This window comes from Nocardioides albus, assembly GCF_014648255.1.
Classification (GTDB): Bacteria; Actinomycetota; Actinomycetes; order Propionibacteriales; family Nocardioidaceae; genus Nocardioides; species Nocardioides albus.
The window spans coordinates 358,964-373,463 of record NZ_BMQT01000005.1 but is presented as its reverse complement, the minus strand read 5'-3'; the positions used below and the strand labels follow the sequence as shown (position 1 = coordinate 373,463).

Annotated in this window: 12 protein-coding genes; 4 read left to right on the top strand and 8 right to left on the bottom strand. The window is 69.1% G+C overall.

From position 1 onward, the window contains the following. The first annotated feature begins 48 nt into the window (after positions 1 to 48). Together IEY84_RS13045 and IEY84_RS13040 are read left to right on the top strand one after the other, a co-directional pair. Positions 49 to 1,440 carry a sulfatase-like hydrolase/transferase gene (locus IEY84_RS13045; protein ID WP_183548000.1) on the top strand — a complete coding sequence of 464 codons (1,392 nt, stop codon included), beginning with the start codon at positions 49 to 51 and terminating at the stop codon, positions 1,438 to 1,440. A gap of 149 nt (positions 1,441 to 1,589) precedes the next feature. Beyond that, positions 1,590 to 2,891 carry a glycoside hydrolase domain-containing protein gene (locus IEY84_RS13040; protein ID WP_229788630.1) on the top strand — a complete coding sequence of 434 codons (1,302 nt, stop codon included), beginning with the start codon at positions 1,590 to 1,592 and terminating at the stop codon, positions 2,889 to 2,891. 67 nt (positions 2,892 to 2,958) lie between these two features. Here the strand turns inward: IEY84_RS13040 and IEY84_RS13035 are convergent, their stop codons facing one another. After that, the gene (locus IEY84_RS13035; protein WP_183547995.1) at positions 2,959 to 3,465 is read right to left on the bottom strand and encodes a YflT domain-containing protein; all 507 of its coding nucleotides are present in this window, start codon (positions 3,463 to 3,465) and stop codon (positions 2,959 to 2,961) included. 28 nt (positions 3,466 to 3,493) lie between these two features. After that, entirely contained in the window at positions 3,494 to 4,045 is a 552-nt protein-coding gene (locus tag IEY84_RS13030; protein WP_183547993.1) for a TetR/AcrR family transcriptional regulator, read from the bottom strand. A 188-nt stretch (positions 4,046 to 4,233) separates the two neighbouring features. Between IEY84_RS13030 and IEY84_RS13025 the strand changes: the two genes are divergently transcribed. Then, a complete protein-coding gene (locus IEY84_RS13025; RefSeq protein WP_183547991.1) occupies positions 4,234 to 5,673 on the top strand; it encodes an MFS transporter in 1,440 nt (479 codons plus the stop codon). Between the two features lie 30 nt (positions 5,674 to 5,703). Here IEY84_RS13025 and IEY84_RS13020 read toward each other — a convergent pair whose 3' ends face one another. From IEY84_RS13020 to IEY84_RS13005, 4 genes are all read right to left on the bottom strand, one after another. Continuing rightward, positions 5,704 to 6,342, bottom strand: a complete 639-nt coding sequence (locus IEY84_RS13020) for a hypothetical protein (RefSeq protein WP_183547989.1) — start codon at positions 6,340 to 6,342, stop codon at positions 5,704 to 5,706. After that, a complete protein-coding gene (locus IEY84_RS13015; RefSeq protein ID WP_183547987.1) occupies positions 6,312 to 8,087 on the bottom strand; it encodes a M91 family zinc metallopeptidase in 1,776 nt (591 codons plus the stop codon). Before IEY84_RS13015 ends, IEY84_RS13020 begins: the two co-directional genes overlap by 31 nt. Before the next feature lie 11 nt (positions 8,088 to 8,098). Beyond that, entirely contained in the window at positions 8,099 to 8,533 is a 435-nt protein-coding gene (locus IEY84_RS13010) for a hypothetical protein (RefSeq protein WP_183547985.1), read from the bottom strand. A 138-nt stretch (positions 8,534 to 8,671) separates the two neighbouring features. Then, a complete protein-coding gene (locus IEY84_RS13005; protein ID WP_183547983.1) occupies positions 8,672 to 12,118 on the bottom strand; it encodes an alpha-N-acetylglucosaminidase TIM-barrel domain-containing protein in 3,447 nt (1,148 codons plus the stop codon). A 144-nt stretch (positions 12,119 to 12,262) separates the two neighbouring features. On the opposite strand from IEY84_RS13005, the gene IEY84_RS13000 reads away from it, so the two are divergent. After that, positions 12,263 to 13,513, top strand: a complete 1,251-nt coding sequence (locus tag IEY84_RS13000) for an ROK family transcriptional regulator (RefSeq protein ID WP_183547975.1) — start codon at positions 12,263 to 12,265, stop codon at positions 13,511 to 13,513. On the opposite strand, the gene purQ is transcribed toward IEY84_RS13000, so the two are convergent. Both purQ and purS read right to left on the bottom strand, forming a co-directional pair. Further along, entirely contained in the window at positions 13,479 to 14,150 is a 672-nt protein-coding gene (gene purQ, locus IEY84_RS12995) for a phosphoribosylformylglycinamidine synthase subunit PurQ (protein WP_183547973.1), read from the bottom strand. The genes IEY84_RS13000 and purQ overlap by 35 nt on opposite strands. Next, complete coding sequence (gene purS, locus IEY84_RS12990; protein ID WP_183547970.1) at positions 14,147 to 14,398, bottom strand: phosphoribosylformylglycinamidine synthase subunit PurS; 252 nt, start codon at positions 14,396 to 14,398, stop codon at positions 14,147 to 14,149. The genes purQ and purS overlap by 4 nt, the downstream gene beginning before the upstream one ends. Between the last annotated feature and the right edge of the window lie 102 nt (positions 14,399 to 14,500).

The following is a 14,500-nucleotide window of genomic DNA, read 5'->3' as shown; positions in this document are numbered from 1 at the left end:
TTCTCATACCCTTCTATTACTAGTTATTCAATAAAGAAAGGCAAGACAGTGACCTCCCCCAGCAAGCTCAGCCGACGCCGACTCCTGGCCACGGGCGCCGGTGCGGTGGCCGCGACCGGCCTCGCTGCTCCCGCCAACGCCGCCGCCGAAGAGCCGTTCAAGCCACGTAAGGTCAGCCGGCCCGGGCGCAAGCCCAACCTCCTGGTCATCCTGGGCGACGACCTCGGTTGGGCGGATCTGTCCGCCTACGGCGCGCCCGACATCAAGACGCCAAACCTGGACCGGCTCGCGGCCTCAGGGGTGCGGTTCACCGATGCGTACTCCGCCTCCTCGGTCTGCTCCCCCACCCGCTTCGGCCTCTACACCGGGCGCTACCCCGGCCGCCTCCCCGGCGGCCTTCCGGAGCCGATCAGCTCGCCCAACGAGCTGCATGGCATCCCGCTCGACCACCCGACGCTGGCCTCGCTGCTCAAGGACCAGGGCTACGCGACGGCGCTCTTCGGCAAGTGGCACTGCGGCTTCCTGCCCTGGTACAGCCCCACCCGGGTCGGCTGGGACGAGTTCTTCGGCAACTTCTCCGGCGGCCTCGACTACTTCTCGAAGATCAACCACAACGGCGACCACGACCTCTACGAGGACGAGGTGGAGGTCGAGGACCTTCGCTACTACACCGAGATCGTCACCGAGAAGGCCGTCGGCTTCATCGAGCGCGACCACGACGCTCCCTGGCTCCTGAACCTCAACTTCACCACGCCGCACTGGCCCTGGGAGGGGCCCGACGACAAGGCGGTGAGCGACGAGCTGACCGCCCGGATCGAGGGCGGGGAGAAGGGCGTGCTCTTCCACAATGACGGCGGCTCGCTGGCGACGTACAAGACCATGGTCGAGGACCTCGACCAGTCGATCGGCCAGGTCATCAAGGCCCTCGAGCGCACCGGCCAGCTCCGCGACACCGTCGTCTTCTTCGCCAGCGACAACGGCGGCGAGCGGTTCTCCAACGTATGGCCGTTCACCGGCGCCAAATCGGGCCTCAACGAGGGTGGCATCCGGGTGCCCACCATCCTGAGCTGGCCCGGCACCCTGCGCGGTCGCCAGGTCAGCGACGAGCCGGTGGTCACCACCGACTGGACCGCGACCTTCCTGGAGCTCGCCGGCGCGACGCCGTCGCCGGACTATCCGCTCGACGGCACCAGCGTGGTTCCGCTCCTCTTCGGCGGCCGACCGCGCGAGACCCAGGACCTCTTCTGGCGCATGCGCGGAGAGCGTGCGCTGCGCCGCGGTTCGCTCAAGTATCTGCAGCTCGACGGCACCGACCATCTCTACGACCTGAGCGAGGACGTACGTGAGCAGGCCGACCTGGCCCGGAGACGGCCCGAGGACCTGGCGGAGCTCCGTACGGCCTGGGAGAGGATCGATGAGACGTTGCTTGCATACTCCTGACGTAGGTCTGGTCGACCTGATGTCAGGACAACCAAACAGCGGCGACCAGGCGAGTCCTCTGGTGTTGCTGTGACTGTTGTGACTACCGTGACGAAACTATGGGGGCATTCACTAGGTTCAGGTACGTCAGACGGGCACTGGGAATCGGTTTGATCTCCGGCGTCGTCGGGGTCGCGGGGCTCGCTGCACCCAGCCCCGCGGCCGCCGCGAACCCAGTCACGCCGGGCAACTTCACCGGCTTCGGCTTCGACCAGTGCCAGGCGCCGTCGCAGACGGCGATGGACCGCTGGTGGAAGCACTCCAACTTCGGCGCGGTCGGCATCTACATCGCCGGCAACTCACGCGGCTGCCGCAACCAGACCAACCTCAGCGCGACCTGGGTGCGCAAGCAGCAGGCCCGCGGTTGGCGGCTGCTGCCGATCACGCTCGGGCCGCAGGCGTCGTGCAACCCGAGCTTCCCGCGCTACCGCGACGACCCGCGGATCAGCGCGAACCGGTCCAACCAGTACGCCGCTGCCAAGCGCCAGGGTCTCAGCCAGGCCAACGCGACCGTGGACGCCGCCAAGCGCTACGGCATCGCCGCCGGGAGCACGATGTTCTACGACCTCGAGGGCTTCGACATCGGCAACGAGAGCTGCCGCGAGTCGGCGATGTGGTTCGTCTCGGCTTGGAGCCACCGGATCAAGAAGCTCGGCTACCGCCCCGCGATGTACTCGAGCGCAGCGTCCGGGATCAAGGCGATGTACGCCGTCTGGAAGGCCCAGCCCCGCGGCTTCGTCTACCCCGCGGACCTGTGGATCGCCGACTGGGACGGTCGCGCCGGCACCTCGACCAAGTACATCCCCGACACGCCCTGGAACCCGCACCGGCGGGTCAAGCAGTACCGCGGCCCGCACAAGGAGACCCACGGCGGCACCACCATCGAGATCGACTCCAACTATGTCGACCTCGGCCGAGGCTCCTCCGCCCGTCCGGTCACCCACTGCGGCGGCGTTCCGGTCAGCTTCACCAGCTATCCCGACCTGAAGCCGCGCACCAGCTCCTACACCCCGTCGCCGATCTACACGAAGGCGCTCGAGTGCATGCTCCGCGAGCGTGGGGGCTTCGACGGCGCCATCGACGGGACGTACGACGCAGGCCTGGTCAGGTCGATCAACGCCTGGCAGCGCTCGCACGGGCTGGCGGTGCGAAAGACCTGGACCCGGGCTGCCTGGAAGACGCTGTGGGCGGCCAACAGCCGACCGCTCCTCAAGCGCGGATCCGCCGGCGAACGGGTCCGCGACCTGCAGCGTGCCCTCAACGCCACCTCCGCACCCGAGCGCGCGAAGGTCACCGGCGTCCTCGACTGGAATACCCACGTCGCCCTCGTCGCCTACCAGAAGCGCCTCGGCCGGACCCCGACCGGAATGGCCACCGAGGTCACCTGGTACGACCTGGCGCACGGCCGCTGAGCCCGGGGTTGTGAAGCTGAGAGTGGCCTATAGGTCACTCTCAGCTTCACAACCCAGCAGGTGGTCGTCAGGAGAAGGGGTTGGGGAGCGCACCCGGGAGGTCGGCGAGGAGCTCGCGGGCGCGAGCAGCGACCTTGTGCTCGACGAGAACCTCGTACTTGGTCGGCACGATGACCTTGACGCTCGAGAAGTCACGGGCGCCGCGGGTGGCGGCGTAACCGATCAGCGACCAGACGAGGCCGAAGACGACGCCGAGGAGCATCGTCGACAGCAGGATGAACAGGAAGTTGTCGTCGCCGAAGAGCGACATGATCAGGCCGACGAAGACACCGAGCCAGGCGCCGGAGAGGATGCCGGCGAGGGCGACCTTGCTCCACGTGAGTCGGCCGGTGATCCGCTCGATCTGCTTCAGCTCGGTGCCGACGATCATGCAGTTCTCGACCGGGAACTCGTGGTCGGCGAGGAAGTCGACCGTCTTCTGTGCGGCCGAGTAGTCGTCATAGGTCGCGAGCGACTGCGGAAACTCCAGCTTCAGCGGGTTCTGCGGGTTGCGGACCGGCGAGTTGAAGGACATGCCCCCAGTGTGCCCCACCGCCGGAGAGTCAGGCCTTGAGCACGCCGTTGGCGATGACGTCGAGCATGGGACGTACGTCTTCGGGGGCGAGCGAGGACTGGTCGGCCATGGTCGCGACACCGCCGAGGAGGCGGCAGACGTCGAGGTTGTCGACGCCCTCACGCAGCACGCCGTTGTCGGCCATCTCGGCCAGCACGCTCTCGTTGGCGTCGGCGTAGGTCTGGCACTTGGTGCGCAGCGGGGAGTCCTGACAGCCCAGGGAGGCCGTGATCTTGGCGGCGGCGCCCTGGTGACGGGTCAGCAGGGCGACGTACTCCTCGAACCAGGCGAGCAGCTTCTCCCGGCAGCCGCCCTCGGTCGCCATGGCCTTCTCGACCTGGCCGGCGACCTCCTCGATCCAGGTCGCCATGATCGCCTCATGGAGCGCCTCGCGGGTGGGGAAGTGACGGTAGAGGGTGCCTGGACCGACGCCGGCACGTCGGGCGACCTCGTCCAGGGGCGCGTCGAGACCGCGCTCCCTGAAGACCTCGTGGGCGACCTCGATCAGCCGGTCGCGATTGCGCTGCGCGTCGGCTCTCATCCGGACCTCCTCAGTGGCTCCCGCCTCGCTGCGGGCGCCTCAGGCTAACAGCAGGCCCCGCCACATCGGCACTGCGCGCATCCAAAAAGGCATTGCTAACCGGAGGCACCCTCCGTTAATGTCATCATCAAGCGGAGACTTACTCCGTTTCACTGTACTCCTCCTCCGTCTCCAACAGGAGCTCTCGAATGACATCCACCGTGGCACCACCCAAGCCACCCGCCGCCACTGCGGCCGGCGGCGCCGGGATCGCCCTGGTCCTGATCGCCCAGCTGATGATCGTGCTCGACTCGGCCGTCGTGAACGTCGCACTCCCCCAGATCGCCGACGACCTCGAGTTCACCCCCGCGGCACTGACCTGGGTGCTCAACGGCTACTCCCTCGCCTTCGGCGGCCTGCTGCTGCTCGGCGGTCGCCTTGGCGACGTCTTCGGCAGGCGGCGTACGTTCGTGGCCGGTCTCGCCGTGTTCACTCTCTTCTCCCTGGCCGGCGGTCTCGCGCCGACCGACGACCTGCTGGTCATCGCCCGCGCCCTGCAGGGCTTCGGGGCCGCGATCGCCGCCCCTCAGGTGCTCGCGCTGCTGACCACGTCCGCCAAGGACGAGGCCGGCCGCGCCAAGGCGATCGCGCTCTTCGCCGCCGTCTCCTCCAGCGGCGCCTCGATCGGTCTGATCCTCGGCGGCATCCTGACCGACATCGCGTCGTGGCGTTGGACCTTGTTCATCAACGTACCGATCGGGCTCGTCGTGCTCGCCCTCGTCGGCCGTCTCGTCGCCGAGACAGCTCCGCGACCGGGGCGCTTCGACATCGTGGGCGCGGTGACGGCCACCGGCGGCGCCGCCGCGATCGTCTGGTCGCTGATCGGCGCCCCGGAGCACGGCTGGACCTCGGCGCGCACGCTCGGCGGCATCGCCGTCGGCCTGCTCCTGCTGGTCGCCCTCGTGCTCACCGAGCGCCGGGTCGCCCATCCGCTGCTGCAGCTCCACCTCTTCAACAGCCACCGCCGGGTCGCCGCCTTCATCGCCGCAGTCGGATTGGTCGGAGCGCAGTTCTCGACGTTCTACCTGACCGTGATCTACCTGCAGGGCGCGCTGGGCATGGGCCCGCTCGCCTCCGGCCTGGCGTTCCTGCCGCTCACCCTGATGATCTTCGCGATGTCCCGGGTGGCGCCCCGCATCGCGGCCCGGATCGGGATGACACGGGTGCTGCTCCTCGGCGCCACCGGTCTCACGGCGTCCTTCCTGTGGCTGAGCACGCTCACCGAGACCAGCACGTATGCCGGCGCCGTACTGGCCCCGTTCCTCCTCAACGGCGCCTTCGCCTCGCTCGTCTTCACCTCCACCACGGCCCTCGGCCTGGAAGGTGTCGACGCCGCCCACGCGGGCACGGCCTCGGGTCTGGTGCAGACGATGCAGCAGCTCGGTGGCGCCATCGGCCTCGCCGTGATCGCCTCGGTCTACGTCGCCAACGGCACCCCCGGCGAAGCCGTCCCGGGGATGCGCGAAGCGTTCTACGCCGCGGCCGCTCTCGGCTCGCTCGGGATCATCGCCTCGCTCACCGTGGTGCTCCGGCGACCCTCCCGAGGCCGTTCGTACGTCACCGGGCGGGCAGCGGTCGAGGTCGACTGACCACGCAGCCGATTCTGCTCCGGCACGGCCTCACAGCGTGGCCGGGTCGGAGCAGAACAGGTGCTGGTCCGCGCTCGCGTGGGTGACCGTCGTGACCCCGTCGTCCTCCGCCTCCGCGAGCATCGCCTCGGGGAACGGCGGCGAGACCACGCCGAGACAGAACCTGATCGACTCCGGATCCTCCGGCAGCTCGATCTCGTCCTCGCCGAGATCGCCCCAGGGGTGGTTCCAGGCGATCGGCCGCGGGACGACCACGTCGGCCTCCAGGGTCTCCCCCGCGGCCAGGTCGGTGATCCCGACCCGCGGGATCGACTCGAACTCGACGTCGACATCGGGCATGCCGAACAACGCCTGCGAGAGCATCACACCGCCCTCACCGTCGCCGGTCGCGTAGGCGACGTCGTTTCGATAGCGCACCCCGGCTCCGGCGGCCACCGCGGGCTTGTCGATCACCCGCAGGGGCCTGTCGGTCCTGTTGGTCAGCGTGTAGTGCACCGTCACCTGGGACGCGGTCGGTTCGACCGAGACCTCGAACTCGGCGTCGGGGGCAGGTGCCTCACCGGTGGGCCGTTCGTCCGACGCCAGGTCGGAGCACCCCGCCAGGGCCGCTCCGGCCGCGACCAGGACCGCCGCGCCCATCACCCGCGATAGTGCTCGCGCTCGTCCCATCCCAGCTCCTCTCGCAGGCCGTTCTCGGTGTATTCGACCGGGTGGTCGGGGTCGATGATCTCGGGGGTGCTGGGATCGTCGTCGTGGTCGATCGGCAACCCGGCCGCCTGGCGCTCGGCCTCCTTGATGTCGCTGTTCGCGTCCACCGAGTCGTCGCCGGTGTATTCGTCACCCCGGTAGGTGTCGTTCATGTAGTCATACACGTGGGCCATCTCGTGGAAGAGGCCCACCACCGGCGGACGGTCGTCGGTGGAGTGGTCTCGACTCGGGTTGTACTCGATCTCGTTGCCACCGAAGGCACCGTTGCTGGCCGTGTTGTTGTCGCCGGTGTACTCCGTGATCGTCAGACCCTCCTTGCCGGCGCCGAGGAAGCCGGAGTTGTCACGGTTGTATTGGTAGTTCTCGAACATCTTCGCGCCGTTTGGCGAAGCCGCGAGCATCTCGAGATCGGCCCTGACCCGCTCGACGAACTCCGGCGAGCCCTCGATCTTGATCCAGTCGGGCACCGCCTTGATCTCAACCGTCACGCGCTGCTCGACGCCCTCGGCATCGTCACCCGACTCGCTGTGGGACTTGTCGTCGCCGGAACCCCCGTAGGTGGTGTCCGTGCCTCGCCCGGCGTACGTCACGTCGTCGCCGTCGCCGCCATGGATCTGGTCGTCGTCGTCACCACCGGAGGCGATGTCGTCGCCCTCACCACCGAGGAGTACGTCGTCACCATCCGCACCCTCGAGATAGTCACGCCCGCGACCGCCTGCGATCCGGTCGTCTCCGCCCAGGCCGTAGACGGTGTCATCACCCGCAGCGCCAGTGGCCAGGTCATCGCCGCCTTGCCCGTCGAGGTAGTCACGGCCGGTGCCGCCGGACACCTGGTCGTCGCCGTCACCCGCGAAGATCTTGTCGCTGTCCTGGCCCCCGAGGATCCGGTCCTCGCCCCCGCCGCTGCGGATCTGGTCGTTGCCCCGGCCGCCCAGCAGCGTGACATCGACCGTGGAACCGGACGGCACGTTGATCTGGTCGTTGCCCTCGCCTGCACGGATGACGATCTCGTTCCCGGGCGGCACGTCATACATCGTGCCGTTGACGATGACCACCGGTTCGCCGGTCAACGGGTTGGTCCCGACCGTGACCGTGTCGTCGCCGCTGCCGGTGTTGATGTAGGTCTTCCCGTCGACGTTGATCATGCCGACCGAGTCGACGTCGGCGGGGACGTGGAACGGGTCCTGCCCGGACTCGGCGACGGCCGCCATGCTGCGCGACAGCGCCTGCCAGGTGGCGGTGGTGTCGACCAGCACCTGCCGGTCCGCGGCGAGGTCGCGGTCGAGACCGCTCCGGACCTCGGAGGCTCTGGCGATCGCATCGGTGACGAGCTTGCTGTCGGCCTCGTCATCCGGCTGGAAGCGGATGTCGCCCGAGGGGCTGCCCTGGTGCGGGATGTGGGCCACGGTCGCCCATGACTGGTCGAGGTGGCCCTGGGCGATTCGCACCGTCCCGGCGATCTGTGCCATCGCCGAGGCCGCCTTCTCGGCAAGATCCTGGGCCTTGTCCAGATCGGTCAGCAGCCGCTTGCGATGAGCCTCGTACGACTCCGCCGACTGACCTTCCCAGTCGGCGACCACGTTCTTCGAGCCGCTGATGAACGACTCGGTGACCGACTCGATCTTCGCGCCGATCTTGGTCCACGCGGCGGACGCCGCATCGATCGAGGCTGCGTCGTCCCACAGCTTCCAGGTGCCTTCGGACATCTCGATACTCCTCAGCGCGGGGGCGGCGTCGGGGACGGGCCGGGCGACGGGCTCGGCGACGGGGACGGTTCAGGCGGCTGGGTCGGGCCGGGGGAAGGCTCCGGCGGACGCGGCGTCGGCCCCGGTTCCAGCGACGTGCTCGACTCGGCGGCCTTGGCGATCTCCTCGTCGGTCGAGGAGATGTCGAACGCACACAGCATGAGGGCATCGGCGTCGGCTTCGAAGACCGCCGCGAAGGACTCGAGCGCGCTGGAAGCGGCCTCGACCAGCGGACCGTGGGCCGCCATCGTGTCGAAGCCGCCCTGGGTGTTGCCGGCATCGCCCGTGGCGACCTCGAGAGCACCGGCGTTGTCGGCCGTCGCTCCGGTCAGGTCCATGGCCCAGTCGATGCAACGATCCGCGACCCTGACCAGCTCGTCGGGACGTACGTTGATCTGAGATGACATCCGGATCTCCTGTCTCCACAGTCGTTCTTCCCGCCCGAGGCGCTCCTACACACATACGGCGCGATCGTCTCGACCCGTGAGACAGACACGGGCGGCCCCGGCTCGCGGTCGCGAACCGGGGCCATATCGTGTGCCGGGTCAGCTGCCGTAGACCGCCAGCTCCTGCAGGTGCAGGGTGTAGACGTTGCTGGTGTTGCCCGTGCCGGCCACCCGGACGTAGCGGAAGCTGCCGCTCACCGGATACCAGTCCCCCACATCTGTCTGCGGAGAGTCGACGGTCTTGGCGGCGATCGGCGTGAAGGTGATGCCGTCGACGCTGCCTTCCACGGTGTAGCGGTAGGACCGCCGGTCCGCGTAGTAGGGCGTCACCCTGATCCCGGAGACCTCACGTTCGGCACCGAGATCGACCTGCAACCACGCCGGCTTGCCGGCGCACTGTGCCGGGTTGCACAGCCAGTTGGTGTGCAGCTTGGCGTCGACCGCCCGGGCCGGCGCCGCAGCACCTTCGCTGCTGGATGCGGTGGCCGGCTTGCCCTCGCTGAGCGGCGTCGGAATCGTGCCGGAGCAGGTCAGGGTCGGTAGCCCGAACGAGGCCGCGTCGAAGGACCGGTTGCCGTCGGCCCGATCGATCACGATCCGCAGCTGACGTACCCCGGTGATGTCGACGTCGAGGCGGATCGCCTCGGTGCTGGTGGTGGCCAGCCCGCTGCGCAGCACCGGCGTGGTGCGGATCCGGCGGCCGTCGCCCCACACCTCGACGACCACGTCGCCGTCGGCGGCATGGTTCATCGCATCGTCGATGCCGACGAGGGTGGTGAACCGCTGACACCCCTGCCCCAGCTCGAACCGAACCTCGCCTGCGGCGTTGGTGCCCAGACCCTTCGAGTAGGCGGTGCCGTCGAGCAGGATCGGCGCGCCGTTGCCGGACGGGGTCGCCGGGGTCACCGTGTCGCGGGCGACCGGTTGCTCCCCGTCGTGGTTGCGCGAGGAGGAGAACGGCACGTCGCTGAGCTGGATCCGGCCGGGTCTGTCGACCGGCAGCACCGCACGGGCCGTCTTCTGCTTCGTCCCGGCCTGCTGGTCGTACGTCACCTCGACACCGATCGCGGCCTCGGTGGCCTCCGACGGCAGGCCACTGCCCGCGGCCACGGTCCAGCTCACCGTCGCCGAGCCACCGGGCTCGATCCGGGACGGCAGCTCACCGGTCGCGGTGGTCACGATGCCGTCTGGTGCGGTGACGTGGGCGGACAGGTTCTCCAGCGCGGCGAACGGGTTGTTGTTGACCACGGTCAGGGCGACCGTGCCAGGGTCCTCGCCGATCGTCCCGGTCGGACGGAGCGATACCGCCGCGCCGAAGTCCGCGGCCGACAGCTGTTCCAGGGCCCGAGCGGCTTCGGCGTACGTGTCGCCCTCCGGCTCGGTCGGGTAGGGATCCGTCGCCCGTGACCATTCGTCGGCGACCTTCAGCCAGTCGATCGCCGCCGGCTCCTCGCCCGTGCGCAGGGAGTCGCGCAGCGAGTCGAAGTAGCGTTCCCAGCGGGGTGCGTAATAGCTGTCGAGCAGGCCGGACCAGTCGCGGTAGGCGTAGTCGGTCAGCGAGAGCGTCAGGGTCCACGAGGTGAGGACGCGGCGGGCATCGTGCTCGAGGGCGGTGGCCTCCTCAGGTGAGGAGGCGAAGGCGCGAGCCTTCGCCAGCCAGGGGCCGACCATCTGATCGGCACGGGTGGCACTGATCCGGTCGGCGGTGTCGATCGCCTCGATCCACGCGTCGGTGAGCCGGTCGAACTCGGCGATGTCACGCTCGGCGTACGCCTGTCGGATCTGGACCAGCAAGGGGTGGGTGTATTCGGTGACCACCTGCCGGGCGATCTCGGCGAGGTCGTGGCGATAGGTGTCGCTGGCGCGCAGCGACGACCTCACCTTCAGGAGCGACGGGAGCGCTGCCGCGAAGTCCGTCGGGTCGTAGCGGTTCCCGGGGGCGGTGTAATTGCTGGCCCTGGTGGCCGTCAGCGCCGGTACGGCCGCGAAGAGGCCGCTGGTGCCTGCCGAACGGTTGTTGTTCGGCGGGATCGAGTAGGCCGTGTCCTGCAGGGTCTTCCAGGCCGCGCGGGCGGCCGGGTCGGTCGCGCCGTAGCGGGCGTCGGCGTACTCGGCGAACCAGGCGTCCAGGTCGACCGGGCCGGTCTGCCAGGGCAGCTCGGCGAGGAACTCCATCGCGACGGCATTGTTGTAGCTGGCCTCGGGGAGGATGGCGATGCCGTTCAGCGCGCTGTTCGGCCGGGACCGGAAGTCCCAGAACCGTTCGTTCCAGGCCTTGATCGGTGCGCCGACGGTCGAGTTGCCACCGAAGTTCCAGATCGAGCCGAAGGCGTACGGCGTGCCCTTCCACTGGGTCTCACGCTGTGGGTCGAGGTTGCGGTCCGACAGCCCGTCCACGATGAGCATCCGGCCGCGGTCGATCGCGTCGAGGGTCTCCGGCCGCGGGTTGCTCTGCCAGCCGAGCGCGACCCAGGTCGCGCCCGGGTGCGCCGCGTCCAGGGCGTCCTGGACGGCCGCGGACGCCTTGCCGACCGGGATGGACCCGGGGGTCCCACCCTCGTGCAGCAGGTCCATCTTGTACATCGTCGACGCTCCGAGGACGTCGTCCTGGATCTCGTAGAAACGGTCGGCCACCTGGCCGAAGAGCTCGTGGGTGGGGGCCAGCCAGTCCGGCCGTCGCAGGCCGGACCAGGTGCCCTGCGAGACGGTGACGGCGTCGGGGTTGCGGACCTCGAAGTCGGTCGGGACGGTGCCGAAGTAGCCCGGGAGCACCGGCGTGATGCCCATCGAACGCATGTAGTCGGCGATACGCCGGCCGAGGTCGGCACGCTTCTCGAGGAGCTCGGGGGTGACCGGCTCGGTGAAGTTCCACATGTTCTGCATCAGCCACCACTGCTGATAGACCGGTGACGGGATCCAGGCACGCGCCTCGGCCTCGGAGTAGCCGTAGTCCTGCAGCAGCCGGTAGTAGACCATCTCGGAGCCGACCGGGAGGAACATCTCGTTGACGCCGTGCATGGCGTTGATGTCGACGAGGTCACGCCAGTCCTCGAAGGTGCGGAACGGGCCGGAGTAGCCGTCCTCGGTGTCGTTGCCGGACAACCGGTGCGCCACCAGAGAGGTGGCTTCGATCGGCTCCGAAGGCACCGGCAGGGAGCCCTTGACCTGCACCTGGGTCCCGGTCCAGGAGACGTCCGCCTTGGCGACCTTCTTCAGGTAGGCGTTGACGCCCATCAGGACTGCTGGGACGTTCGTCCCCTCCACCACGATCCGGCTCCCGCGGGCGCTGACTCGATAGCGGTCGCTGCCACCCTGGTTCACCGACAGATCGAATCGGGCCGCGTGCCGGTGGCCGAGAATTCTGACGAGAGCCTCGCGGGCCGGGCGCGTGGCAGCCGGGCCCGCGAAGGCCTCCGACGGCTCCTCGGACACAGGCTCCGTCGGGTCGGCCGACGCGGCGATGGTCGGCATGGTGGCGGCGATCAGCCCGAGCAGCATCGCCACGATCAGGTGAGCCAGTTGACTGCGTCGCTGGCGTTTCGGCATCGCGCCTCCCAAATTATGAAGAACCTTTTCGTAATGTGCCTCATAGTCCTCCCGGACGTCGCGCCGGTCAAGGGTTTTGAGAGATGCAAGCAGAGGCGGGCGAGCCGGTAACTTGGTCGTCATGGACAGAATCCGGGGCAGGCTGTGAAGGGAGAGTCGAGCGGAAACCGCGTCCTGCGGCGGCTCAACACGACCGCGGTCCTGGAAGGCGTCCGCGCCGCCGGGGCGGACGGAGCACGCATCACCGAGCTCGCGACCGACACCCGGTTGACCCGGCCGACCGTCTCCCAGGCGATCGACGAGCTGGCCTCCGCCGCCGTAGTCGAGCCGCTGGCACCCGCGGAGCCGTCCGGGGCCGGCCGTCCCGCCACCCGGTACGTTCTGCGCAAAGGCCTGCTGCCGGTGCTCGGTCTGGACATCGGACCCCACCGAGTCGCGGCATCCATCGCCAACGTCCAGGGCGAGACGCTCGCGGACGAGGCGATCGAGGTGCCATCTGGCTCCGATCCGGCCGCCGTCCGACGTCAGGTCAGCACGCTGGTCGACGGCGCCCTCCGGACCGCAGACCTGCCACCCGACCGGATCGGGGCGGTGGTCGCCGGCTCGCCCGGCGTCGTCGGGCCGGAGCTGAGCAGGGTGACGATGGCGCCGTCGGCCCCCGGAAACACCGAGGCCGGCCTGTTCACCGACCTCGCCCGTCGGTTCCCGTCACGGCTGCTGGTGGAGAACGACGCCAACCTAGCCGCCATCGCGGCAAGCGCCGCGCACCCGGGCCGTACGTTGGTCGTCATCCACTGGGGCGAGCGACTGGGGGCCGGAGTGGTGATCGATGGCTCCCTCCATCGCGGGGCGCACCGAGCCGCCGGCGAGGTCGGTCTGATCCCGGTCTCCGCCGACGGCGTTCAGTTCGACGAGCACGGCCGAGGCCCGCTGGAGCACGCCCTGGGCGGCGCCGGGATCGCCGAGCTGGCCAGGGTGGAGGCCGCCAAGCACCCTGGCGGGGCGCTGCCTGCCGACCGTTCCCTCACGGCCCAGCAGGTCTTCGCCGCAGCCGCAGAGGGTGACCCGGCGGCCCTCACAGCGGTGTCGGCGGTGGCCACGAAGATGGTGGAGCGGCTGGCCCCGGTCTTCCTGGCGATCGACCCGGACGTCGTGGTCCTCACCGGCGGCATCGCCAATGCCGGCGAGTTCCTGGTCGACCAGCTACGCCTGCACCTGCCGCGGTTCACGCTGGTCCCGCCGGAGCTCGCGCTGCTGGTCCCGGCCGACCGTGCCGTCCTGACCGGCGCGCTCACTCTCGCTGCGAGCAGAGCCTGGGACGAGCTGATCGCCTCGGTCCAGCCCGGTCACCCGTGGTCGGTCAGCGGGCCAGGACCTTCTCGGCCAGCGAGGTGAAGAAGCCGAGGCCGTCGATGCCGGACCCGGTGAGGGTCTCCACCGCGTGCTCCGGGTGCGGCATCAGGCCGACGACGTTGCCGGCCTCGTTGGTGATGCCCGCGATGTCGTTGACCGAGCCGTTGGGGTTCACGTCGAGGTAGCGCGCGACGACCCGACCCTCGCCCTCGAGCCGCTTGATGGTGTCGGCGTCGGCGACGTACTGTCCCTCGCCGTTCTTCAGCGGGACCACGATCTCCTGGTCCTTGGCGAAGGCAGAGGTCCAGGCGGTCGAGTTGTTCTCGATGCGCAGCTTCTGGTCGCGGCAGATGAACTTGAGGTGGTCGTTGCGCAGCAGGCCGCCGGGGAGCAGGTGGGACTCGACCAGCATCTGGAAGCCGTTGCAGATGCCGAGGACCGGCAGGCCCTTCTGCGCGCCCTCGATGACCTCGGTCATGATCGGGGCGAAGCGGGAGATGGCACCGCAGCGCAGGTAGTCGCCGTAGGAGAAGCCGCCCGGCAGGATCACCGCGTCGACGCCCTGCAGGTCGTGGTCGCCGTGCCACAGGGCAACGGCCTCGTTGCCGCCGACGCGGACGGCGCGCTGCGCGTCGACGTCGTCGAGCGTGCCAGGGAAAGTGATGACGCCGATCTTCACTTGGCCGGCTCTTCCACGCGGACCACGAAGTTCTCGATCACCGTGTTGGCCAAGAAGGTCTCGGCGAGCTTCTCGATCTGGGCGAGCGCGTCGTCGGTGATCTCGGGGATCTCCAGCTCGAACCGCTTGCCCTGACGGACCTCGGTGACACCGGTGAACCCGAGCCGCGGCAGGGCACCGAGAACGGCTTTCCCCTGCGGGTCGAGAATCTCGGGCTTGGGCATGACGTCAACGACAACGCGAGGCATGGCCGCAGTCTAAGCGCCGGGTCATCCGGAAGCGGATTTCCGGCGATGGGCTCGTGTGCGAGTTGGGTCGAATCTTGCCAAATGACTACGCGGCCAGGGCTG